The organism is Pseudomonas sp. 1176_21 (genome assembly GCF_052850635.1).
This window is the reverse complement of sequence record NZ_VXCV01000001.1, coordinates 977,346-999,392: the sequence shown is the minus strand read 5'-3', so window position 1 is coordinate 999,392 and position 22,047 is coordinate 977,346. Positions and strand designations below refer to the sequence as shown.

The following is a 22,047-nucleotide window of genomic DNA, read 5'->3' as shown; positions in this document are numbered from 1 at the left end:
CCGCTCGTTTGAAGCATAATCAGCTTCGCGCAGATATCCACTCGCCGACGGTTGGCCGGACGGCAGGAGGGGGCTGCAATAACCAGACGTGATGAGAAAGGGACACGCAATGCCGCAAAATGCTGACGACTCGTTCTACGACCGCGCCGACGCCCATATAGAGCTGTCCAACGAGCAGCTCGGGCAGGTCCAGGACCTGGGCAAGGTGAGTGCCTCGATGATGTTCGGCACCACCCGGTTCAATGCCTGGGTGAGTGCGCGCAACTTCAAGTCGGGGGAAGAAATGGCGCAGGCACGCGAGGCGATGCTCACGTACTTCTGCGACCAGTACCGGATGATGCTCGAAGACAACCTGGACGACCATATCAACAACTTTGCGACGTACATGCAGGGTTCGGCCAAGTAACGCGTTGCCCGCTTCGCCGGCAACGCCGGCTCCTACAAGGAAGAACCGTTATGGCAGGTGAATACAATCTGGCGCTGGTGATTGCCGCGGCGCTCAGCGCGCTGGCGGCCGTGCTGCACGTGGGTACGATCATCGCGGGGCCGTCCTGGTATCGCCTGTTCGGGGCGGGTGAGCGCTTCATCCGGGCGGCGGAGGCGGGCCGGACCTTTCCGGCGGTGGTCACGGCAGCGATTGCGCTGGTGCTGCTGAGCTGGGCGGCCTTTGCATTGTCGGGGGCGGGCGTGATCGCGCCGCTGCCGTTGCTGCTGCCGGCGTTGTGCGCGATCACGCTGGTGTACTTGCTGCGCGGTATCGCCGGGCCCTTCGTGCTGGCCAATACCGGGCGCAGCCAGCGCTTCATCGTGGTGAGCTCGCTGGTGTGCCTGGGGTTCGGGGTGGTGCACCTGGTGGGGCTGGTGCAGGTCTGGGGCCGCCTGGGCTGATCCGCGAATGGCCGGGCGGGGGTGCCGGGCCGGTGCCGCCACCCGGTCGGCCTCAGGCCTGTGCAGCCACACTGGCCATGAACAACCCCAGTTTCTTCTGGAAGTCGGCCACCTGCTGGTTGCCGGTGTCCTCGTTGCAGCGCAGCTCCCATTTCAGGCGTGATGCCTGGCGCTGCACCGCATCGCACTCGGTATCCAGTTGCACCAGCCGGTTCAACTGTTCGCTGCGTTGCCCGGCCTGCTGGCTCAGCTCCACGAACCGCCAGGATTTGCCCGGCTGGATGTGGGTCTTGCGATAGCTGACCTGCAACGTGGGGCGTTCATCGTGCAGGTTGAGGTTGAGGTAGAACTTGATCTGCTTTTTCAGCACGCTCTGCAGGTTGAGATCGTCCACCACCTCGCGACGGCCGCTCAGGTAGTCCTCGATGAACGGCAGGTTGTCGCGGTTCTGCTCACTGAAGGTCGCCGGTTCGATCAGTGCCGGGGTCAGGTTGACGGCAATCTTCTCGAACTCCAGAAAGTAGGTGTGGATGTCGTCGAGCAGCGCCTTGCGCTCGTCGTGAAGCTGCTGCAGGTGCTGTTCGCTGTCGTGCAGTGCCTGGGCCAGCGCCGGCGATGTCTTGTCCGGGCTGTGCTTGCCCTGCAACGAGCGGAAGGCATAGCGGGCGAGGAAGTCGGACAGTGCCTCTTCCCCCCGGGCCGCCAGTGCCACTGCCTGGGCCTGCAGGTCGGCGGCCGCGCCCTCGAGGTCGCAATTGCGGAGCTTGGTCAACAAGGTGGTGAGTGTCGCTTGATCCATATGCAGCCCTCCCTTTGGCTGCCTCGCACAGTACTGCACCTGAGCGCCGGCCTGCCAGTGTCGGTGAAGCAGGTTGTTTCGGCGGCAATCATAAAAATCCACCGCAAGCTAATGAGAAGTATTACCATGCACGACTCCCGTCAGCCTGCGTCCCGGAACCCTGCCGATGCATCCACTTTCCAGCACCCACCATGCGGTGGGCGAACTCTACGTTCAACACCACAGCTGGTTGACGCAGATGCTGCGCCGCAAGCTGGGCAACCGGGAGCAGGCGCTGGACCTGGCGCAGGACACCTTCGTGCGCATCCTGCGCAGCGAGGCACCGCCGGTGTACCGCGAGCCGCGCGCCTACCTCACCACCGTGGCCAGCCGCCTGTGCATCCAGTACTTTCGGCGCCATGCGCTGGAGAAGGCCTACATGGAGTCGCTGGCGCATCTTGAACCGGCGCTGGTGCCGTCCCCGGAAACTCGCCTGCTGGTGCTCGAGGCGCTGGACGCGGTGGGCCAGGTGCTCGATGGGCTGGGCAGCAAGGTGCGCGAGATCTTCCTGCTGTCACAGCTTGACGGCCTGACCTACGCGCAGATCGCCGAACACCAGGGCCTGACGGTGAACATGGTGCAAAAGGCCATGCTCAAGGCCTACCGCCACTGCTATGCGGCGGTCTACGGCGCATGAGCCGCTTCGCCCGGATCGACAACCAGCCGCTGGACCCCGGCGTGGTAGAGCAGGCCATGCTGTGGATGGTCACCCTGCAGTCGGGTGTCAGCAGCCTGGCCGAGCAGCAGGCCTGCCAGCACTGGCGCAATGAAAACCCCCAGCATGAACTGGCCTGGCAGCGTCTTGCCGGGCTCACCCATGACCTGCGCCAGGGCACCAGGACGTTACCGGCCGCCGGCGCGCGCGGATTGCTGCAGGCACGTGGCACTGCGTCGCGGCGCAATGTGCTCAAGGGCTTCGCCGGGCTGGGGGTGGTACTGGCGGCTGGCCTGAGCGTGCGTGAGCGGGTGCTGCTGCCGGAACTGTTCAGTGACTACCGCACCGCCACCGGCGAGCGTCATCACGTGGCGTTGTCTGGCGAGGTGGAGCTGACCCTGGATACCCGCACCGGCGTGGATGCGCACGCAGACGTGCTGGCGCTCAACCTGGGGCGGATCATGCTCACCCTGGGGCAAGGTGCTTCGCTGGCGGTGCGCACCGCCAATGGCTGGGTACGCCCCGAGCCCGCCTCGCGGCTGGTGGTCAGCCAGGGCCTGCCCGGGTTGTCGGGTACACAGGTGCAGGTGCTGGCAGGCAGTGCCTCGATCGCCTGGGCCGGCAGCACCCGCATGACCTTGAGCGCCGGCCAGCAGGTGGCGTTCGGGCAGCGGGTCGGCAGTGTCGAACCCCTCGACGCGGGCGCCCAGGCCTGGGTTGACGGCCTGCTGATTGCCGAGCGCATGCCACTGGGCCGGGTGTTGGCCCAGCTCGACCGCTACCGGCGCGGCGTACTGCGCTGCGATCCGGCGGTGGCGGCCTTGCAGGTGTCGGGTTCGTTCTCCCTCGATCGGCCCGATGCCAGCCTCGACCTGCTGGCCAGTGTGTTGCCGATACGGGTACAGCGTGTGTTCGGCTACTGGGCAAACGTGGTCGTGGCCTGAGAACGATTATTTTTAACAGCGGCGGCAGTTTTTTCCATCTCATGCATCAAGACCAGGGAAGACGCTGAAAAACAGCGCATCGCCAACACCCTCAACCCATGGAATTGTTTATGCACAGCCGCCTCACTCCGCTTGCCGGTGCCTTGCGCACGGCCATCCTCGGGCTTTCCCTCGTGTGCGCCAGCCAGGGCGTACTGGCCGGCGCCGATGCCCACGCCACCCACGCCTTCCATATCGACGCCGGCAACCTCGATCGCGTGCTCGGCGCATTCGGCCAGCAGGCCGGGGTGATGATCGCGGTCGACTCGGCCCTGACCCAAGGCATCCACAGCAGCGGCCTGGACGGCAGCTACGCCATCGCCGAGGGCCTGGAGCGGCTGCTCGCACCCAAGGGCCTGCAGGCGATGCCCGAAGGCGAGGGCTACCGGGTAATGCCAAGGCTGGCCACCGGCAGTGCGCAGCTGGAGCTGCAGGCCACCGAAGTCAGCGCCAACCAGCTGGGCACCATCACCGAAGGCACCGGCTCCTACACGCCGGGCACCATCGCCACCGCCACGCGCATGGTGCTGACCCCGCGGGAAACCCCGCAGGCGATCTCTGTGGTCACGCGCCAGGCCATGGACGATTTCGGCCTGAACGCCATCGACGATGTGATGCGCCACACCCCCGGCATCACCGTGTCGACCTACGACAGTGAACGTACCAACTACTATTCGCGCGGCTTCTCCATCGTCAACTTCCAGTACGACGGCATCCCGACCCTGCGTGACGCGCAGTACTCGGCCGGGCAGACCCTTACCGACATGGCGATCTATGACCGGGTCGAGGTGCTCAAGGGCGCCACCGGCCTGCTCACCGGCGCGGGCGGCCCCGGTGGCACGATCAACCTGATCCGCAAGAAGCCGACGGCCGACTTCAGGGGGCATGTGGACCTGGGCGCCGGCTCCTGGGACAACTACCGCTCGGAGATCGACCTCAGCGGCCCGCTGACCGACAGTGGCAACGTGCGGGGCCGGGCGGTGGCCGCCTATCAGGACAAGCACTCGTTCATGGACCATTACGAGCGCAAGACCAGCGTGTACTACGGCATCCTGGAAGTGGACCTGGACGAAGACACCCTGCTGACCCTGGGCGCCGACTACCAGGACAGCGACCCCAGGGGCTCGGGCTGGTCGGGCAGCCGTCCGGTGTACGACTCCCAGGGCAACCCCATCAGCCTGCCGCGTTCGTTCAACAATGGCGCCAAGTGGAGCAGTTGGGAGCAGTACTCGCGCACGCTGTTCGCCACCCTGGAGCATCGCCTGGCCAATGACTGGGTCATCAAGGGTCAGTACAACCACCAGATCAATGGTTATGACGCGCCACTGGGCTCGGTGTCGCCCGACACCCCGACCGTGTCGTCGATCTATTCGCGCAAGTACACCGGCGAAACCACCAGCGACAGCGGCGACCTCTACGCCACCGGGCCGTTCAGCCTGTTCGGGCGCGAACACCAACTGGTGGTGGGTGGCTCGGTGTCCAGCTCGCACTGGAAGGGCGACAACTACAACAACGTCACCTACTTCGACAACGAATACGGTCTGGAGAGCTGGCACGGTCAGGCCATCGAGCCGGACTGGGGCTCGGTGACAAAGCGCAACGACGAAACCACCCGGCAAAGTGGCGGCTACCTGACTGCGCGCTTCAGTGTCACCGATGACCTTTCGCTGCTGCTGGGCAGCCGCCTGGCAAACTTTCAGGTCACCGGCACCAGCGACAGCCAGGAGAGCGGACGGCTGGTGCCCTATGCCGGGGTGGTGTACGACCTCAACAGCAACTTCTCTGCGTATGCCAGCTACACCGATATCTTCCTGCCGCAGACGGCCTACCGTGACAGCCGCAACAGGATGCTCGAGCCCAACGAGGGCCAGAACTACGAGGTGGGCATCAAGGGTGAGTTCTACGACGGTCGCCTGAACACCAGCCTGGCCTACTTCGAAGTGCACGAAGATAACCGCCCGCAGGCCGACACGTTCTACAACGCCAGGCCAACCAACCCCGACATCGACTACGCCTACATGGGCATCAAGTCCAGAACCAAGGGCTACGAGGCAGAGGTGTCCGGGGAACTGGCGCCCGGCTGGCAGGTGCAGGCCGGCTACACGCACAAGGTCAGCCGCGACCAGGGCGGGGCCAAGGTAGCTACCTGGGAGCCCGAAGATCAGCTCAACCTCTACACCACCTACAAACTTGGCGGGCGCCTCGACAAGCTCACCGTGGGCGGTGGGGCACGCTGGCAGGGCAAGGGCTGGCAGGTCCTCAACAACTACGCCAAGGGCGCCAATGACACCTTCACCCAGACCCCGTACTGGCTGGTCGACCTGATGGCGCGCTACCAGTTCACCGAGCACCTGTCGGCGTCGGTCAACGTCTACAACCTGTTCGACAAGTACTACTACACCAACATCGGCTTCTATAACTCCTCGTACTACGGTGACCCGCGCAACGTGATGTTCAGCACTCGCTGGGACTTCTGACGTCCAGGCCCGCTCCCGTGTGGGGGCGGGTTCGACCTGCGATGGGTGCACCCGAAAAATCCGCGTCGGGCAAAAATCACTTCCGAGCTTTCGATTCCCGTGCAGTGAAGGCACAATGCGTGTCCTTTTTTTGGCCGGCCTTGCCGGGGGCCTCGAAATGATCAAGACGCCGTACTACCTCATCGACAAAACCAAGCTGCTGCACAACATGCAGAAGATCGCCTATGTGCGCGAACAGTCCGGGGCCAAGGCCCTGCTGGCGCTCAAGTGCTTCGCCACCTGGTCGGTGTTCGACCTGATGCAGCAGTACATGGACGGCACCACCTCGTCCTCGCTCTACGAGCTCAAGCTCGGCCGCCAGAAGTTCGAAGGCGAGACCCACGCCTACAGCGTGGCCTGGGCCGACGATGAAATCGACGAGATGATCGAGAACTGCGACAAGATCATCTTCAACTCCATCGGCCAGCTGCAGCGCTATGCCCAGGCCACCGAAGGCAAGGTGCGCGGCCTGCGCGTCAACCCGCAGGTGAGCAGCTCGGACTACCTGCTGGCCGACCCGGCGCGCCCGTTCAGCCGCCTGGGCGAATGGGACCCGGTCAAGATCGATGCGGTCATGTCGCAGATCTCCGGCTTCATGTTCCACAACAACTGCGAGAACGGCGATTTCGGCCTGTTCGACCAGATGCTCAACACCATCGAAGAGCGCTTCGGCGAGCTGCTGCACAAGGTCGAGTGGGTGAGCCTGGGCGGCGGTATCCACTTCACCGGCGAAGACTATGCACTGGATGCATTCTGCGCGCGCCTGAAGGCGTTCTCGCACAAGTACGGCGTGCAGGTGTACCTGGAGCCGGGCGAAGCGGCGATCACCCAGAGCGCTTCGCTGGAAGTGACCGTGCTCGACACCCTGTACAACGGCAAGCACCTGGCCGTGGTCGACAGCTCCATCGAGGCGCACATGCTCGACCTGCTGATCTATCGCCTCAACGCCAAGCTGGCGCCCAGCGAGGGTGAGCACACCTACATGGTATGCGGCAAATCCTGCCTGGCCGGGGACATCTTCGGCGAGTATCAATTCGATCGTCCGCTGGCCATCGGCGATCGGCTGTCGTTCATCGACGCGGCAGGCTACACCATGGTCAAGAAAAACTGGTTCAACGGTTTGAAGATGCCATCCATCGTAGTGAAACAACTTGACGGTACTGTCGAGGTGGTTCGCGAATTTGGTTTTGACGACTACCTGTCCAGCCTCTCGTAAGCTGGCGGAAAGGAGAGATAAAGAAATTGAAGAAAAACGTTCTTATCATTGGTGCAGGAGGTGTCGCCAAGGTGGTGGCCCACAAGTGCGCGCAGCACAACGACGAACTCGGTCGTATTGCCATCGCGTCACGCAACATCTCCAAATGCCAGGCCATCATCGACAGCGTCAAGGCCAAGGGTAGCCTGAAGGTACCCGCCGACATCACGGCCTTTTCGCTCAATGCTCTGGATGTCGAGGCGACCAAGGCGCTGATCCGCGAAACCGAATCGCAGATCGTGATCAACGTCGGTTCCGCCTTCCTCAACATGTCGGTGCTGCGTGCCTGCATCGATACCGGCGTGGCCTACCTGGACACTGCCATTCACGAAGAACCGGGCAAGATCTGCGAGACGCCGCCCTGGTATGGCAACTACGAGTGGAAGCACCTCGAGGAATGCCAGCAGAAGAAAATCACCGCCATTCTTGGCGTGGGCTTCGACCCGGGTGTGGTCAATGCCTATGCAGCACTGGCGCAACAACAGTATTTCGACCGCATTGATTCGATCGACATTCTCGACGTCAATGCCGGCTCCCATGGCAAGTATTTCGCCACCAATTTCGACCCGGAAATCAATTTCCGCGAATTCACCGGACAGGTGTGGAGCTGGCAGAACAGCCAGTGGACCAGCAACACCATGTTCGAAGTCAAGCGTACCGACGACCTGCCGGTGGTGGGTTCGCAGAACCTGTACCTGACCGGCCATGACGAAGTGCACTCGCTGTCCAAGAACCTCGACGTGCCGAACGTGCGTTTCTGGATGAGCTTCGGCGAGCACTACATCAATGTGTTCACCGTACTGAAGAACCTGGGCCTGCTGTCCGAGCAACCGGTGAAGACCGCCGAGGGCCTGGAAGTGGTGCCGCTCAAGGTGGTCAAGGCCGTGCTGCCGGATCCGTCTTCGCTGGCGCCGGGCTACACCGGCAAGACCTGCATTGGCGACCTGGTCAAGGGCACCAAGGACGGCCAGCCACGCGAAGTGTTCATCTACAACGTGGCTGATCACGAAGAGGCCTATGCCGAGACCGACAGCCAGGGCATCTCCTACACCGCGGGCGTGCCGCCGGTGGCGGCGGCCCTGCTGGTGGCCCGTGGCGAGTGGGACGTGCAGCGCATGGCCAACGTCGAGGAACTGCCGGCCGAGCCGTTCCTGAAGGCGCTGGACGTGATGGGCCTGCCGACCCGCATCAAGGACGAGAACGGCGATCGTCCCTGGAACTGACGGGTTCAGGCTGACAAAAAAGGGGGGCGCCGTGATGGCGTCCCCCTTTTTTGTCTGATAGTTCGTGGCGATCGGTCTTGCGAGCGCTGCGCGCTCGATCGCGGGTCAAGCCCGCTCCCACAGGAAATGTGCGCTGGGTTCGGACCCAGTGATGTTCTCTGTGGGAGCGGGCTTGACCCGCGATAGGCACCAACCTCTATCTATTTACGGCGTGCCAGCATCGGGGTTCGCGGCGGTATCAAGCGCTTTGAACCCGTAGCCTCGAACGCCGAGGCCAGGCGCAGCAATGCCGAGTCATCATACGCCCGCCCGGCGAAGGTCAGCCCCACCGGCATGCCGATGTCCGCCATCACCCCCATCGGCACCGTCACCGTCGGCACCCCAAGGTGACGGATCGCCAGGTTGCCGTTGGCCACCCACACCCCGTTGCTCCAGGCAATATCCGCCGAGGCCGGGTTCACATCGGCATCGGCCGGGGCCACATCGGCCACCGTCGGGAACAGCACCGCATCCAGCCCCAGCCTGTCCATCCAGTCTTCCAGGTCGATGCGCCGCGTCTGCTCCAGCCCGCGCAGGCCATCGGGCAGGGTAGCGATCTGGTCCCACGGCGTGATGCCGCGCTCGGCCATGCGCACATACTCGTCCATGCCCGCCGCCAGGTCGCCCTCGCGGTTGGGCAGGGTGCCGGGGTCGTGGGGGAAGATCTTCGGCCCGTCCACGTCCACCAGGCGGTTGAGCTGCGGGTCGCCGTTGGCCTGCAGGAAGTCGTCGAAGGCCCAGGCCGTCAGGTCCCACAGTTCATGGTGCAGGAATGCCTTGGACACCAGGCCGCGATTGAACACGGTGGGCGCACCTGGGCGGTCGCCCTCGCAGTTCGATACCAGCGGGAAATCCACTTCGAGCACCTCGGCGCCGGCCGCTTCCAGTGCCTTGCGCGCCGCCTCCCACAGTGCGATCACCGAAGGCCGCGTGTTGATGCGCTGGCCGGTCGGGCCGCCGATGCCGGGGCTGTCCGAGGTGCCGGCATCCGGGTCCTTGTTGATGTACATGCGCGGGATGCCGAAGCGCTTGCCGGCCAGCGCTGCGCTGTCCGCCGCCAGTTGCGGGTAGGCGGCGGGGCGCACCGAGGCCACGCTGGGGATCGGCACCCAGGGCTGCAGGCGCCACAGGTCGCCACGGGTGTCGGGGTCTTCGGCCACCACCACGTCGAGCACTTCGAGCAGGTCGGCCATGGTGCGGGCGAAGGGCACCACCACGTCCATGGTCGGCGTCAGCGGCCAGTTGCCGCGCACCGAGATCACCCCGCGCGAAGGGGTGTAGGCGCACAGGCCATTGTTGGAGGCCGGGCCGCGGCCGCTGGACCAGGTTTCCTCGGCCAGGCCGAACGCAGCGAAGCTGGCCGCCGTGGCCGTGCCCGCGCCGTTGGACGAGCCCGAGGCGAAGGGTGCGGTGAGGTAGGCGGCGTTGTACGGGCTTTCGGCCCGGCCATACACGCCGCGCTGCATGCCGCCGTTGGCCATGGGCGGCATGTTGGTCTTGCCCAGGCAGATCGCCCCGGCGCCGCGCAGGCGCTCGATGGTGAAGGCGTCGCGGTAGGCCACCAGGTTGGCGAAGGCCGGGCTGCCGGAGGCGGCGGTCATGCCCTTGACCAGGTAACTGTCCTTGGCGGTGTAGGGGATGCCGTCGAGCGGGCCTAGGGGTTTGCCCTGGGCACGACGCTCGTCGGATGCCTGGGCTTCGCGCAGGGCTTCGGGGTTGCGCACCACCACCGCATTGAGCGCGGTGGGCGTGTCTGCGCCGTCGTAGGCATCGATGCGGGCGAGGTAGGCCTTCACCAGCTCGACCGAGGTGGTCTGGCCCGATTCGAGGGCGGCGCGCAGCTGCGCAATGGAAACTTCGGTGACTTCGATCATGCGGTGGTTACCAGCGGCCAAAGGGGTCATAAGTGATGGCGGGAATCATAGCGGTTTAAGGTTCAGGTGTCCGCCCGGCGAGGGCCCTGGCAGATGACCTCAGATCACCTGTGCGCTGAAAAACCATCCTTTGTAAAGGCCTGCCTGCGTGCCGCCTAATCGCCTCCGACCGCGCCCTGCGCGGCAATCGCTCACTAAAACAAATAAAGGCGAAGTCATGCACGAAGACGCAGGTTTGTTACTGATATTGATGGCGGCCATCGGCCTGATCGTGGTGCTGGTGGTCAGGTTTCGGGTGCACTCGTTCCTGGCCCTGATGCTGGCCAGTTTTGTGGTGGGCGCCGGGGCCGGCATGCCGCTGCCGGCCATCGCCGATTCGTTCGAGAAGGGCATGGGCGGCACCCTGGGTTTTCTTGCGGCGGTGATCGGCCTGGGCAGCATCCTGGGCAAACTGCTGGAGGTGTCGGGCGGCGCCGAACGCATTGCGCGCTCGCTGCTCGACGCACTGGGTGAACAGCGCACGGCGTGGGCCATGATGCTGGTGGGCTTCGTGGTGGGCATACCGGTGTTTTTCGAAGTCGGTTTCGTGTTGCTGATACCACTGATCTACGTGGTGGCCCGCCAGACCCGGCTCAACATCCTCTACGTCGGCCTGCCACTGGCCGTATCGCTGATGACCGTGCACTGCATGCTGCCGCCGCACCCGGCGGCAATGGCCATCACCCAGCTGCTGGGGGGCGACGTGGGCAAGGTGATCCTGTACGGGCTGATCGTCGGCCTGCCGACCGCGGTGATTGCCGGCCCGGTATGGGCCACGCTGGTGTGCCCGCGGCACGCGGCGCCCGACGCGCAGGCCGCGGCAGAGCCTGCCGCCACGCCAGCCGCTGGCCGGTCGATGCCGGGCCTGGGCCTGACCCTGCTGGTGATTCTGCTGCCGCTGCTGCTGATGGTGGGCAAGACCCTGGCCAGCATGACCCTGGCGCCCGAGGCCGGGCTGTACCGGCTGATGATGTTCCTCGGCAACCCGCTCACTGCCCTGGCCATCGCGGTGTGCTTCGCCTACTGGGCGCTGGGCCTGCGCCGTGGCCTGGGCATGGCCCGGTTGCAGGCGCTGACTGCCGGCTCCTTCACCCCGCTGGCCAGTATCCTGTTGATCATCGGTGCCGGCGGTGCCTTCAATGGCGTGCTGATCGACAGCGGGGTCGGCAAGGTGCTGGCCAGCACCCTGTCGCAGTGGGACCTGAACCCGATCCTGCTGGCCTGGTTCGTCGCCGGGCTGATGCACCTGGCGGTCGGCTCGGCCACCGTGGCAATGGTCAGCGCCGCCGGCATGGTGCTGCCGCTGCTGGACGCGATGCCGGGGCAGAACCGCGAGATCGTGATCATTGCCATTGGCGCCGGCGCGATTGGCTGGACTACCGTCACCGACTCGGCGTTCTGGGTGGTCAAGGAGTACCTGGGCGTGTCGCTGGGCGAGGCGCTCAAAAAATTCACCGCCGCGACACTGCTGGCTTCGGTCGTGGCCCTGGGCATGACCCTGCTGCTGTCGCACTGGGTATGAGCCTGCCCGTACTACCGTCACTTTTCTGGAGAACCGCATGATTCACGACAAGACCCTGGACCAGTGGCAGCACAGCCACCCCTTGATCGCCGACCTGGTGCGCCTGCAACCGACCACCTGGTTCAACCCGGGCCTGGCCTCGACAGCGCAGGCGCTGGGCGACGTGCCGCTGACCCTGGCCGATGTGGACGACGCCAGCGCGCGGCTGGCACGTTTTGCCAGCTACATTGCCTCGGCCTTCCCGCAGACGGCGGTGAGCAAGGGCATCATCGAGTCGCCCCTGCTGCCGTTGGCGCAGGTGCAAGCCGCGCTGTGCGCCGAAGCGCAGGTACCCGTGCAGGGCGCGCTGTGGCTCAAGGCCGACAACCTGCTGCCGATCTCCGGCTCGATCAAGGCGCGTGGCGGTATCTACGAGGTGCTCAAGCACGCCGAAGACCTCGCATTGGCGGCGGGCATCCTGCAGCCTGGGGATGACTACGCCAGCTTCGACAGCGACCGCGCGCGGGCATTTTTCGGCCAGTACAGCGTGGCGGTCGGCTCCACCGGCAACCTGGGCCTGTCCATCGGCATCATGAGTGCGCGCCTGGGCTTCAAGGCCAGCGTGCACATGTCGGCCGACGCCCGGCAGTGGAAGAAGGACCGCTTGCGCAGTTGCGGGGTGGAGGTGATCGAGTATGCGTCCGACTACAGCGTGGCGGTGGAGCAGGGGCGCCAGCAGGCCGAGGCCGACCCGCGCTGCCATTTCGTCGATGACGAGAACTCCATCAACCTGTTCCTCGGCTACGCGGTGGCGGCGCGTCGCCTGCAACGCCAGCTCGAGGCGGCGGGCATCAGGGTGGATGCCGAGCACCCGCTGTTCGTCTACCTGCCATGCGGCGTTGGTGGCGGCCCTGGCGGGGTGGCATTCGGTCTGAAGCAGATCTTCGCCGACGCGGTGCACTGCGTGTTCGCCGAGCCGACCCATTCGCCCTGCATGCTGCTGGGGGTGTACACCGGGCTGCACGAGCAGGTCAGCGTGTACGACTTCGGCATCGACAACCGCACCGCCGCCGACGGCCTGGCGGTGGGGCGCCCGTCCGGGTTTGTCGGGCGCTCCATGCAGCGCCTGATCGACGGCTATTACACCGTTCCCGACGAGCAGCTGTATCGGCAACTGGCGCAACTTGAAGCCATCGAGGGCCATCGCCTGGAACCCTCGGCGCTGGCCGGGCTGCCGGGGTTCCTGCGGGTGACCGGGGAACGGCAGGGCTATCGCCAGCGCCTGGGCCTGAGCGCGCAGCGCCTGGCCAATGCCACGCACCTGGTGTGGGGCACCGGCGGCAGCATGGTGCCGGACGATGAAATGCAGGCGTATCTGGCGCAGGGCCGTACACTGCTGGCCGGACACTAGCGGAACCTGCACCGATGCTGAACCTGCCCCCGCGTTTGAGCGCACGCCTGAACAGCTCGCAATTTGCCAACCTGCACACCTTTCTGGTGGCGGCGCGGCACCTGAGCTTTGCCCAGGCAGCCGAGGAGCTGTGCCTGACCCCCAGTGCGGTGAGCCACCGTATCGCCCGCCTGGAGCAGGCCCTGGCGCTGCGCCTGTTCGAGCGGCTGACCCGGCGCATACGCCTGACAGCCGAGGGCGAGCGGGTGTTCGCGATACTGCAGGGGGTGATGGAGCAGCTGGGCGATGCCCTGGAGCCATCGCCCGAGGCCGAGCTGCGCGGGGCGGTGGCGTTGTACGCGCGCCCGTCCGCAGCGCAATGCTGGCTGGTGCCGCGCCTGGCCGACTTCCACCAGCGCTACCCGAACATCGCGCTGGACGTGCGGGTGGGCAACGATGCGGTCGACTTTCGCACGCACAACATCGACCTGGCGCTGCTGTACGCCAATGGCGAGTTTCCCGGCCTGGTCAGCCATGCGCTGATGAGCGAGACCATCGCCCCGGTGTGCAGCCCGCGCTATGCCGAGCTGCACCAGCTGTTCGACAACCCCGCCAATCTGCGCCAGTGCACCTTGCTGCACGATGCACTGGCCTGGGAGAACGCGGTGTTCGATGCCGAGTGGCAACTGTGGGCAGGCCAGCAGGGGCTGCTGGACGCCTTGCCGCAGCGCGGCCTGACCTTCGATCGGTCGGACCTGTGCGTGACGGCGGCCATCCACCACGCCGGTATCGCCATCGGCCGCCAGCGCCTGGTGCAGGCGCGTATCGACCAGGGCGAGCTGGTGCTGCCGTTCGGCGGGTTTTCCCAGCCGGGGCGCTATGACTACTTTCTGGTTCACCCGCCGCGCGACCCGTTGCCCCGGCGGGTGCAGGTACTGATCGACTGGCTCAAGGGTTGCGCCGCGGGCGACTAGACTGCAGAGGTCTGTCGCTTTTCTGTGGAGAACCACGATGAACAGCAAGAACACGATCTGCCTCTGGTACGACGGCGCGGCGCTGGAGGCTGCCACCTTTTACGCCAGCATCTTTCCCGACAGCGCGGTGGGCGCCGTGCACCGTGCCCCCGGCGACTTCCCTGCCGGCAAGCAGGGCGATGTGCTGACCGTGGAGTTCACGGTCATGGGCATCCCGTGCCTGGGCCTCAATGGCGGCTCGGCCTTCCATCACAGCGAGGCGTTCTCGTTCCAGGTGGCCACCGACGACCAGGCCGAGACCGACCGCCTGTGGCAGGCGATCATCGGCAACGGCGGCCAGGCCAGCGTGTGCGGCTGGTGCAAGGACAAGTGGGGGCTGTCGTGGCAGATCACCCCGCGCGCGCTGACCGCCGCGATCAGCCACCCCGACCCGGCTGCGGCCAAGCGTGCCTTCGACGCGATGATGCAGATGGACAAGATAGACATCGCCGCCATCGAGGCCGCCTTGCGCCCCCAGGCACCGACGCGAGAGTAAATTCGCCGACAACTGCACAACAGGCTTTGTGACGCGCGTGTGTGCGGGCATAGTAGCGCCCGCACGCCAGCGCGCGCGTGCGTCACTATAAAACGAGCGGTTCGGCATGCGCCCCTTCGGGCCGGTGCATGACAAGATCGCCACACGAAGGAGGCTGTGCCTTGTCAACCGTAGAGAAGCATCTATCCAGGCTTGCGTGGAGCGACGTCTGGGCTGGCTTCAAGCAACTCTTGCCGATTTCCCTGTTCGTCGTGGTGTTCGGTGTGGCCTTCGGCCTCGCTGCAGCCCAGACCGGGCTGGGGGACGCGGCGACCCTGCTGATGAGCGCACTGGTGTTCGCCGGCGCCTCGCAGTTCGCCGCGCTGGAATTGTGGGGCGAGCAGGTACCGCTGGTGCCGCTGATTATCACTGTGTTCGCCATCAATGCCCGTCACCTGCTGATGGGCGCCACGCTGTACCCCTGGCTGCGCGAGCTGCCCACTGCCCGGCGCTACGGCGTGATGCTGGTGGTGTCCGACGCCAACTGGGCGATGGCCATGCAGGCATTGAACGCCGGCAAGCCGGGCCTGGGCCTGGTGCTGGGCGGCGGTATCGCGCTGTGGTCGGCGTGGTGCCTGGGCAGTTGGCTGGGGCTGCATTTCGGCAATGCGATCCACGACCCGGTCAGCCTGGGCCTGGACATGGTGATGGGCTGCTTTCTGCTGGCGATGGTGCTGGGCGGGCACAAGAGCCTGCGCATGCTGATGATCTGGATCGTGGCGGCCGGTTCATCGCTGCTGGCCTACTGGTACCTGCCGGAGAACAGCCACGTGGTGGTGGGCGCGCTGGCGGGCGGCATTCTGGGTGTGGTGTGGATGGAGAACAAGCATGAACGTTGAAACTGCAGGCGCCGGCACGCTGCTGCTGGTGGTGATCATGGGCCTGGTGACCCTGGCCACCCGTTGGGGGGGGGTGTTCGTGATGTCGTTCGTGCCCATCAACTACCGCGTGCAGCAGTTCATCAGCGCGATGTCCGGCTCGGTGCTGGTGGCGGTGCTGACGCCTTTGGCGGTGAACGGCGACAACGGCGCACGCCTGGCGCTGCTGAGCACGGCGGTGGTGATGCTGCTGGTGAAAAAGCCGCTGCCGGCGATTGCGGCAGGCATTGTGGCAGCGGCGCTGGTGCGGGCGCTGTAGGGGGCGAAGGGCACCTGGAATTGCTGCATCAGGTGCACATATGTTCGGCAATGGCGCTGTATTGTCGTTTACGGGTGCGCTAATTAGCCTTTGCAGACCTTCAACCACTGCAAGAGGCAACATCATGGTGACTTCAATCACGCTCCAGGCGGTAGGCGCCCCCGAGGTGATGCAGCTTCAGGCCGGCGCCGTGCAAGCGCCAGGCCCGGGCCAGGTGTGGCTTGAACAGGCCGCGATCGGCGTCAACCCGCTGGACATCAACCAGCGCAAGGGCACTGTGCCGATTGCGTTGCCGTCCGCGCTGGGCCTGGAAGGTGCCGGCACCGTGCGGGCGCTGGGGGCGGGCGTGACCGAGGTGGCCGTGGGCGACCGTGTGGCCTATGCCACCGGGCCGCTGGGTGGCTATGCCGGTGCACGCCTGTACCCGGCCGAGCGCCTGGTCAGGCTGCCCGCTGCCGTGTCGTTCGAAGACGCGGCTGCCGTGCTGTTCAAGGGCATCACCGCCCAGTACCTGCTCAAGGCGAGCTACCCGGTAGGCCCCGGCACGCGTGTGCTGATCTACGGTGCGGCGGGGGCGGTAGGGCAGATCATGGTGCCGTGGGCCAGGCACCTGGGCGCCCATGTGATTGGTGTGGTGTCCAGGGCGCAAAGCGTCGAGCGCGCCAAGGCGGCCGGCTGCAATGCGGTGCTGGTGTTCGACGCAGCCACGTTGGCGGCCCAGGTGAGCGAGCTGACCCAGGGCCACAAGGTCGATGTGGTCTACGACTCGGTCGGCCGGGTGAGCTGGGAGGCGTCGCTGGACAGCCTGCGCCCGCGCGGCACGCTGGTGTCGTTCGGCGCCACCAGCGGCGCGCCCCCAGCGGTCGAGGTGGGCACGCTGAACGCCAAGGGCTCGCTGTTCCTCACCCGGCCGTCACTGGCGGCACATACCGCCAGCCCCCAGGAGTACCAGCAGCGCGCACAGGATGTGCTGGATGCACTGGCGGCGGGTATCATCCAGCCGCACATATGGCAACGCTACCCCCTGGCCGACGTGGCCAGCGCCCATGCTGCCATCGAGCAAGGCCGGTCCCAGGGGGCGGTCGTGCTGATCCCCTGACCGACGCGCACGAGGCCGACCTCACCGATGGACCCTTTCGACAGCCGTCAGGCCGATGAATTTGCCACCTTGCTGGCGCTGCACGAGCATGGCTCGTTCGCTGCCGCCGGCCGGGTGCTGCAACGCCATGCCTCGGTGCTGTCCAAGCGCCTGGCGGCTCTGGAGCAGCGCCTGGGTATCCGCCTGGTGGAGCGAACCACCCGGCAACTGCGCTTCACCGACGAGGGCACGCGGCTGGTGGAGCGCCTGCAGCATGCCGCCAGCCTGATCAGCACGGCCGAACTCGAGGCCTGCAACGGTGCGGCGCAGGTGCGCGGGCGTCTACGCGTGGCGCTGCCGGGGGCGATGGGCCGGCGCTGGCTGAGCCCGCTGGTGGCCGGGTTTTCCCTGGCCTACCCCGAGGTGACCGTCGACGTCGACTATGCCGACCGCTTCGTCGATATCGTGGGCGAAGGCTTCGACTTGGCCGTGCGCGTCGGCGAGCTGGCCGACAACCGGCTGGTGGCGCGCAAGCTGTGCGAGCACACGCGCATCCTGTGCGCTTCGCCGGCCTACCTGCATCGTCACGGCGCACCGCAACGGCCATCCGACCTGGCCGGGCACAATTGCCTGGGCTTCAGCGGCTTGCGTTCGTTCCCCGACTGGCGCCTGAACGGGCAGGGCGGGCAGCAGACGGTGCGGGTGCAGGGCAGCCTGATCAGCAATGACAATGAAGCACTGCTGGTGGCAGCGCGCAGCGGCGTGGGGATTCTGGCCGGTGGCGACTGGATGATGCACCAGGACCTGGCCGAGGGGCGCCTGGTGCGCGTGCTGCCCCAGTGGCAGCTGGACTCGGCGTCGGGCATCTACCTGATGCGGCCTTCGGCGCGCTTCACCACGGCCACTACCCTGGCGTTCAAGCACTGGATGGAGGCGGCCTTCGCCAAGGGGGCGCCATGGCAGCACGCTGGGGCGTCTGCCGCCTAGCCCTCAGGCCAGCCCCGCCATGCGCGCCGCGCGCAAGGCGAACCACAGCGTGGCCACGTCCTCGGTACTGTCCAGCGAGCGGCCGGTGATCTCTTCGATGCGGCGCATGCGGTACACCAGCGTCTGCTTGTGCACGTGCAGCTGCGCGGCCGCCGCCAGCCACGAGCGGTTGTGTTGCAGAAACACCTGCAGGGTGTGCAGCAGCTGGGTGTTCTGCTGGCTGTCGTAGTCGGCCAGCGGGCCCAGTACGTTGCGGAAGGTACGTTCGGCTTCATCCAGGCTCTGCGCCAGCCACGGTACGCTGGCGCCGGCCTGGGCGTAGGTCACCAGCGGTTGCGCGGCGCTGGTGTGGGCCAGTGCCAGGCGCGCCTCGCGCAGCGCCTCGACACTGCGCCCGGCGTGGCCCAGCGGGTTGCTCACCCCCAGCGGCACCTGCAGTTGCGCCTGCAACTGCGGGATGCACTCGGCGGCGCCGAGCACGATCAGGTCATCGCCCTGAACCCGAATCAGCACGCGACGACCCTGGCGTTGCAGGGCTTCGTCGCAGGCCGCCGGTGACACCCCGGCGGCGCGGCCGAGCAGCAGGCAGGCCTGTTCGGCGCCGATGTCGAAGGCGGCCAGGCGCTGTTGTGCCTGATGCGCCGGCAGACGCTGCTGCAACAGGTCGTCCAGCAGCTCGGAGCCCAGGCGCAGGTTGCGCTCGTTGTCGACCCGCAGGCGCTCCAGCTCGATGCCCAGCACCGCCACCACATGGTGCAACAGGCCGTAGTCGAGCAGCCCGTCACCTTCGGCCACCAGCAGGCAGTCGGCCTGGGACGGCAGCGCCATCACCAGCAGCTCGCCCGCCTCCAGCGCGTGGCGCTGCACCACCGGCCGGTTGCCCGAGGTGTCGCGCTGGCGGGCCGCCAGCCATTGGCGCTGGCTTGTCGGCAGGCCGCCCAGTGCGTCGCGCCAGGGCGCCAGCGACGCGGCGTCGAGCAGGGTCAGGCGCGCCTGCACGTCCTTTTCCAGGCGCTTGAGCAGTGCGCCCAGGCCCAGCCCCTGAATGCTCATGCGGGCACTTTCGTAGACCCGGGTGATGGCATTGCGGCGCGCCTGCTCCTCCTGCTGGCCGGCATCGACGATGGCCCGCGTGACGGCGGCGAAGGGCACGCCGTAGTGGGTGAACATCACCGCAAAATCCAGGGCGTCGGCCCGCTCCATCAAGGCCTCGAGGTTGGCCGGGGCCTGCATGTTCTCGCCGATCATCATGCCCGCCAGGCCAGCGGCCGCGAGGTTTTCCACGTACGCGCGCTGGGCATCGGCATCGGCGGGTATGCCGATGCCGGTGGTCATCAGCAGGTCGGCGTCGCCCAGCCATTCGCTGGGGTCGGCCAGTTCGCACACGTGGGCCCAGCGTACCGGCTTGCCCAGCCCTCCGGCACCGCTGATGACGCGGGTGCGCAGTTCGGGCAGGGCGATGATGTCGCTGACAGACAGGGCCATGGGGCAGCTTCCGGGGCAGGGTGACGGCCAGTGTAACCGGGCATGGCGCGCCTTTGAACGGCTTTGTACGAACGTATGAAGGTGCGCGGCTGAATCTTGTTTGCGTCTGATTGTGGCGACCCGGCTGCGGCTCGACACTTGGCCTACTGAGCCATCCCGACCCGGAGAACATAACAATGCACAAGAATCTGGCCTTTTCGCTCACCCTGATCGCTGCCGCTGCGTGCAGCACATCGGCGCTGGCCGACCTCACCGTGGTGTCCCACGGCGGGGCCAACAAGGCCGCACAGGTGGCGGCCTTCTATGACACCTACCAGGCACAGACCGGCACCCGCATCGTGGCCGGCGAGTTCAATGGCGAGATGGCCAAGGTCAAGGTGATGGTCGATACCGGCAGCGTCTCGTGGGACGTGGTCGAGATGGAGATGCCCGAGCTGGCACGCGCCTGTGAAGAAGGCCTGCTCGAAGAGTTCGCCCCGGACCCGGCCGTGGCCGCGCAACTGCTGCCCGGTGCGGTACAGCCGTGCGGCGTGGGCTTTTTCGTGTGGTCGACGGTGATCGCCTACAACGCCGACAAGCTCAAGGTGGCCCCCACCAGCTGGGACGACTTCTGGAACCTGGAGAAATTCCCCGGCAAGCGCGGGCTGCGCAAGGGCGCCATGTATACCCTGGAATTCGCCCTGCTGGCCGACGGCGTGCCGGCGGCCGATGTCTACACCCTGCTGGCCACCCGTGAAGGCCAGGACCGCGCCTTCGCCAAGCTCGACCAGATCAAGTCGAGCATCCAGTGGTGGGAGGCCGGCGCCCAGCCGCCGCAATACCTGGCCTCGGGCGACGTGGTGATGAGCTCGGCCTACAGCGGCCGGATCAGCGCGGTGCAGAGCCAGACCCCGCTGCGCATCGTGTGGAATGGCGGCATCTATGACATGGACGCCTGGGCCATTCCGCGTGGGGCCAAGAAGCGCGACGAAGCACTGAAGTTCATCAACCACACCCTCAAGGCCGAGCAGCAGAAGGGCTACGCCGAACAGATCGCCTACGGGCCGGTCAATCGCGAGGCCCTGGGCCTGCTGAGCGAGCAGCGGGTCAGCGAGCTGCCCACCGGCAGCCCCAACCTGCAAGGCCAGTTGCCGATGAACGCAAGCTTCTGGGCCGACCACGGCGAACTGCTCGAACAGCGCTTCAACGCCTGGGCGGCACGCTCATGAAACTGACCCCCAGCGCACCGCTCAAACGCAGCTACTGGCTGGAAAGCGCCGAGCCCAGCCTCAAACCCGGCCCGGCGCTGCAGGGTGAGCACGACGCCGATGTGGTGATCGTCGGTGGCGGCTTCGTCGGCCTGTGGACCGCCCTGACCCTCAAGGAGCATGAGCCGGATATCCGCGTGATGGTGCTGGAACAGGACGTGTGCGGCGGGGGCGCCTCGGGGCGCAACGGCGGCTTCGTGATGTCGTGGTGGCCCAAGGTGGGCACCCTGGCGAGCTTCTGCACCCCGGAGCAGGCGCTGTTTCTGGGGCACAGCGCCGAGCGGGCGATCAGCGAGCTGGGCGAGTTCTGCCAGCAGCACCAGATCGACGCGCACTTTCGCCAGAAGGGCTGGCTGTGGACGGCCACCAGCCCCGCGCACATCGACACCTGGAACGCCACGCTGGCCGCCTGTGCCCGCCTTGGGGTAACGCCGTTCGAGCGGGTGCCGGCTGCCGAGGTGGCGCGCCGTTGTGGCTCGAAGGTGCACCTGGCCGGCGTGTTCGAGCGCAGCAACGCCACCGTGCAACCCGGCGCCCTGGTGCGCGGCATGCGCCGGGTGGCGCTGGAGGCGGGGGTGGTGATTGCCGAGGGTACTGCGGTCAGCGATATCCAGCCCAGCACACCGGTGCAGGTGCTGACCCCGCAGGCGCGCATCCGTGCCGGCTCGGTGGTGCTGGCCACCAATGCCTGGGCGGCTGCCTTGCCGCAACTGGCGCGCCTGATCACCCCGGTCAACAGTTCCATCGTGCTCACCGAGCCGGTGGCGACCCGCCTGGAACAGATGGGCTGGACCGGCGCCGAGTCGATCACCGATTCGCAACTGATGGTCGACTACTACCGCACCACCGTGGATGGCCGTATCGCCTTCGGCAAGGGCACCGGGGCGATAGCCTACGGCGGCAGGATCGGGCCGGTGTTCAGCCACGACCCGGGCAGCATCGCGCTGACCGAGGCCGACCTGCGCCGTACCTACCCGATGCTCGATGACGTGCGCATCACCCATACCTGGTCGGGGCCCATCGACCGCACCTACGACAGCCTGCCGACCTTCGGCGGCCTGGGCGAGCAGGGCAACATCCACTACGGCATCGGCTGGAGCGGCAACGGCGTGGGCCCCAGCCGCCTGGGCGGGCGCATCCTGGCCAGCCTGGCCCTGGGGCGCAAGGATGCCTGGAGCACCTGTGCGCTGGTGGGGCGCAACTGCAAGGCCTTCCCGCCGGAGCCGCTGCGTTATGTGGGCGGTTCGCTGGTGCGCAACGCCGTGATACGCAAGGAGCGCGCCGAAATGGCCGGCCACACCGCCGGCCGTCTCGATTGCATGCTGGCCCGCCTGGCCCCGGCCGGGCTTGAAGACAAATCCTGA

Annotated in this window: 20 protein-coding genes; 17 read left to right on the top strand and 3 right to left on the bottom strand. The window is 66.4% G+C overall.

The genetic code is table 11. From position 1 onward, the window contains the following. Positions 1 to 109: 109 nt before the first annotated feature. A complete protein-coding gene (locus FW760_RS04725; RefSeq protein ID WP_043861375.1) occupies positions 110 to 406 on the top strand; it encodes a DUF3144 domain-containing protein in 297 nt (98 codons plus the stop codon). A gap of 50 nt (positions 407 to 456) precedes the next feature. Continuing rightward, positions 457 to 888: a hypothetical protein gene (locus FW760_RS04720; protein WP_043861374.1), complete on the top strand. Its 432-nt coding sequence runs from the start codon at positions 457 to 459 to the stop codon at positions 886 to 888. A gap of 52 nt (positions 889 to 940) precedes the next feature. On the opposite strand, the gene FW760_RS04715 is transcribed toward FW760_RS04720, so the two are convergent. After that, entirely contained in the window at positions 941 to 1,687 is a 747-nt protein-coding gene (locus tag FW760_RS04715) for a hypothetical protein (RefSeq protein ID WP_236176332.1), read from the bottom strand. A 166-nt stretch (positions 1,688 to 1,853) separates the two neighbouring features. Here FW760_RS04715 and FW760_RS04710 point away from each other — a divergent pair, with 166 nt between their 5' ends. From FW760_RS04710 to FW760_RS04690, 5 genes are all read left to right on the top strand, one after another. Beyond that, positions 1,854 to 2,363 carry a sigma-70 family RNA polymerase sigma factor gene (locus tag FW760_RS04710; RefSeq protein WP_446443661.1) on the top strand — a complete coding sequence of 170 codons (510 nt, stop codon included), beginning with the start codon at positions 1,854 to 1,856 and terminating at the stop codon, positions 2,361 to 2,363. After that, positions 2,360 to 3,325: a DUF4880 domain-containing protein gene (locus tag FW760_RS04705; protein WP_446443660.1), complete on the top strand. Its 966-nt coding sequence runs from the start codon at positions 2,360 to 2,362 to the stop codon at positions 3,323 to 3,325. Before FW760_RS04710 ends, FW760_RS04705 begins: the two co-directional genes overlap by 4 nt. Positions 3,326 to 3,435: 110 nt before the next feature. Then, the gene (locus FW760_RS04700) at positions 3,436 to 5,841 is read left to right on the top strand and encodes a TonB-dependent siderophore receptor (RefSeq protein WP_446443659.1); all 2,406 of its coding nucleotides are present in this window, start codon (positions 3,436 to 3,438) and stop codon (positions 5,839 to 5,841) included. A gap of 157 nt (positions 5,842 to 5,998) precedes the next feature. Then, positions 5,999 to 7,096 carry a carboxynorspermidine decarboxylase gene (nspC, locus tag FW760_RS04695; protein WP_446443658.1) on the top strand — a complete coding sequence of 366 codons (1,098 nt, stop codon included), beginning with the start codon at positions 5,999 to 6,001 and terminating at the stop codon, positions 7,094 to 7,096. 26 nt (positions 7,097 to 7,122) lie between these two features. Next, entirely contained in the window at positions 7,123 to 8,358 is a 1,236-nt protein-coding gene (locus FW760_RS04690; protein ID WP_100632813.1) for a saccharopine dehydrogenase family protein, read from the top strand. Positions 8,359 to 8,558: 200 nt separating this feature from the next. Here FW760_RS04690 and FW760_RS04685 read toward each other — a convergent pair whose 3' ends face one another. Continuing rightward, the gene (locus FW760_RS04685) at positions 8,559 to 10,271 is read right to left on the bottom strand and encodes an amidase (RefSeq protein WP_043861368.1); all 1,713 of its coding nucleotides are present in this window, start codon (positions 10,269 to 10,271) and stop codon (positions 8,559 to 8,561) included. 217 nt (positions 10,272 to 10,488) lie between these two features. Here FW760_RS04685 and FW760_RS04680 point away from each other — a divergent pair, with 217 nt between their 5' ends. The 8 genes from FW760_RS04680 (at position 10,489) to FW760_RS04645 (ending at position 17,951) form a co-directional block, all read left to right on the top strand. Next, complete coding sequence (locus FW760_RS04680; protein ID WP_196933123.1) at positions 10,489 to 11,832, top strand: GntT/GntP/DsdX family permease; 1,344 nt, start codon at positions 10,489 to 10,491, stop codon at positions 11,830 to 11,832. Positions 11,833 to 11,869: 37 nt separating this feature from the next. Beyond that, positions 11,870 to 13,222, top strand: a complete 1,353-nt coding sequence (locus tag FW760_RS04675; RefSeq protein WP_446443657.1) for a D-serine ammonia-lyase — start codon at positions 11,870 to 11,872, stop codon at positions 13,220 to 13,222. A gap of 14 nt (positions 13,223 to 13,236) precedes the next feature. Continuing rightward, complete coding sequence (gene dsdC, locus FW760_RS04670) at positions 13,237 to 14,175, top strand: DNA-binding transcriptional regulator DsdC (RefSeq protein WP_054914605.1); 939 nt, start codon at positions 13,237 to 13,239, stop codon at positions 14,173 to 14,175. A gap of 37 nt (positions 14,176 to 14,212) precedes the next feature. Continuing rightward, the gene (locus FW760_RS04665) at positions 14,213 to 14,710 is read left to right on the top strand and encodes a VOC family protein (RefSeq protein WP_054914604.1); all 498 of its coding nucleotides are present in this window, start codon (positions 14,213 to 14,215) and stop codon (positions 14,708 to 14,710) included. 161 nt (positions 14,711 to 14,871) lie between these two features. Beyond that, positions 14,872 to 15,588 (top strand): AzlC family ABC transporter permease, encoded by a 717-nt coding sequence (locus tag FW760_RS04660; protein ID WP_043861363.1) that lies wholly within the window; start codon positions 14,872 to 14,874, stop codon positions 15,586 to 15,588. Continuing rightward, entirely contained in the window at positions 15,578 to 15,886 is a 309-nt protein-coding gene (locus FW760_RS04655; RefSeq protein ID WP_043861362.1) for an AzlD domain-containing protein, read from the top strand. Before FW760_RS04660 ends, FW760_RS04655 begins: the two co-directional genes overlap by 11 nt. Positions 15,887 to 16,010: 124 nt before the next feature. After that, positions 16,011 to 16,985 (top strand): quinone oxidoreductase family protein, encoded by a 975-nt coding sequence (locus FW760_RS04650; RefSeq protein WP_446443656.1) that lies wholly within the window; start codon positions 16,011 to 16,013, stop codon positions 16,983 to 16,985. A 27-nt stretch (positions 16,986 to 17,012) separates the two neighbouring features. Further along, positions 17,013 to 17,951, top strand: coding sequence for a LysR family transcriptional regulator (locus tag FW760_RS04645; RefSeq protein WP_210014904.1), 939 nt, complete (start codon positions 17,013 to 17,015; stop codon positions 17,949 to 17,951). Positions 17,952 to 17,954: 3 nt separating this feature from the next. On the opposite strand, the gene FW760_RS04640 is transcribed toward FW760_RS04645, so the two are convergent. Beyond that, positions 17,955 to 19,436, bottom strand: a complete 1,482-nt coding sequence (locus tag FW760_RS04640; RefSeq protein ID WP_274096348.1) for a PucR family transcriptional regulator — start codon at positions 19,434 to 19,436, stop codon at positions 17,955 to 17,957. A 176-nt stretch (positions 19,437 to 19,612) separates the two neighbouring features. On the opposite strand from FW760_RS04640, the gene FW760_RS04635 reads away from it, so the two are divergent. Both FW760_RS04635 and FW760_RS04630 read left to right on the top strand, forming a co-directional pair. Further along, the gene (locus FW760_RS04635) at positions 19,613 to 20,644 is read left to right on the top strand and encodes an ABC transporter substrate-binding protein (RefSeq protein ID WP_043861358.1); all 1,032 of its coding nucleotides are present in this window, start codon (positions 19,613 to 19,615) and stop codon (positions 20,642 to 20,644) included. Then, complete coding sequence (locus FW760_RS04630; protein ID WP_446443655.1) at positions 20,641 to 22,047, top strand: NAD(P)/FAD-dependent oxidoreductase; 1,407 nt, start codon at positions 20,641 to 20,643, stop codon at positions 22,045 to 22,047. The genes FW760_RS04635 and FW760_RS04630 overlap by 4 nt, the downstream gene beginning before the upstream one ends.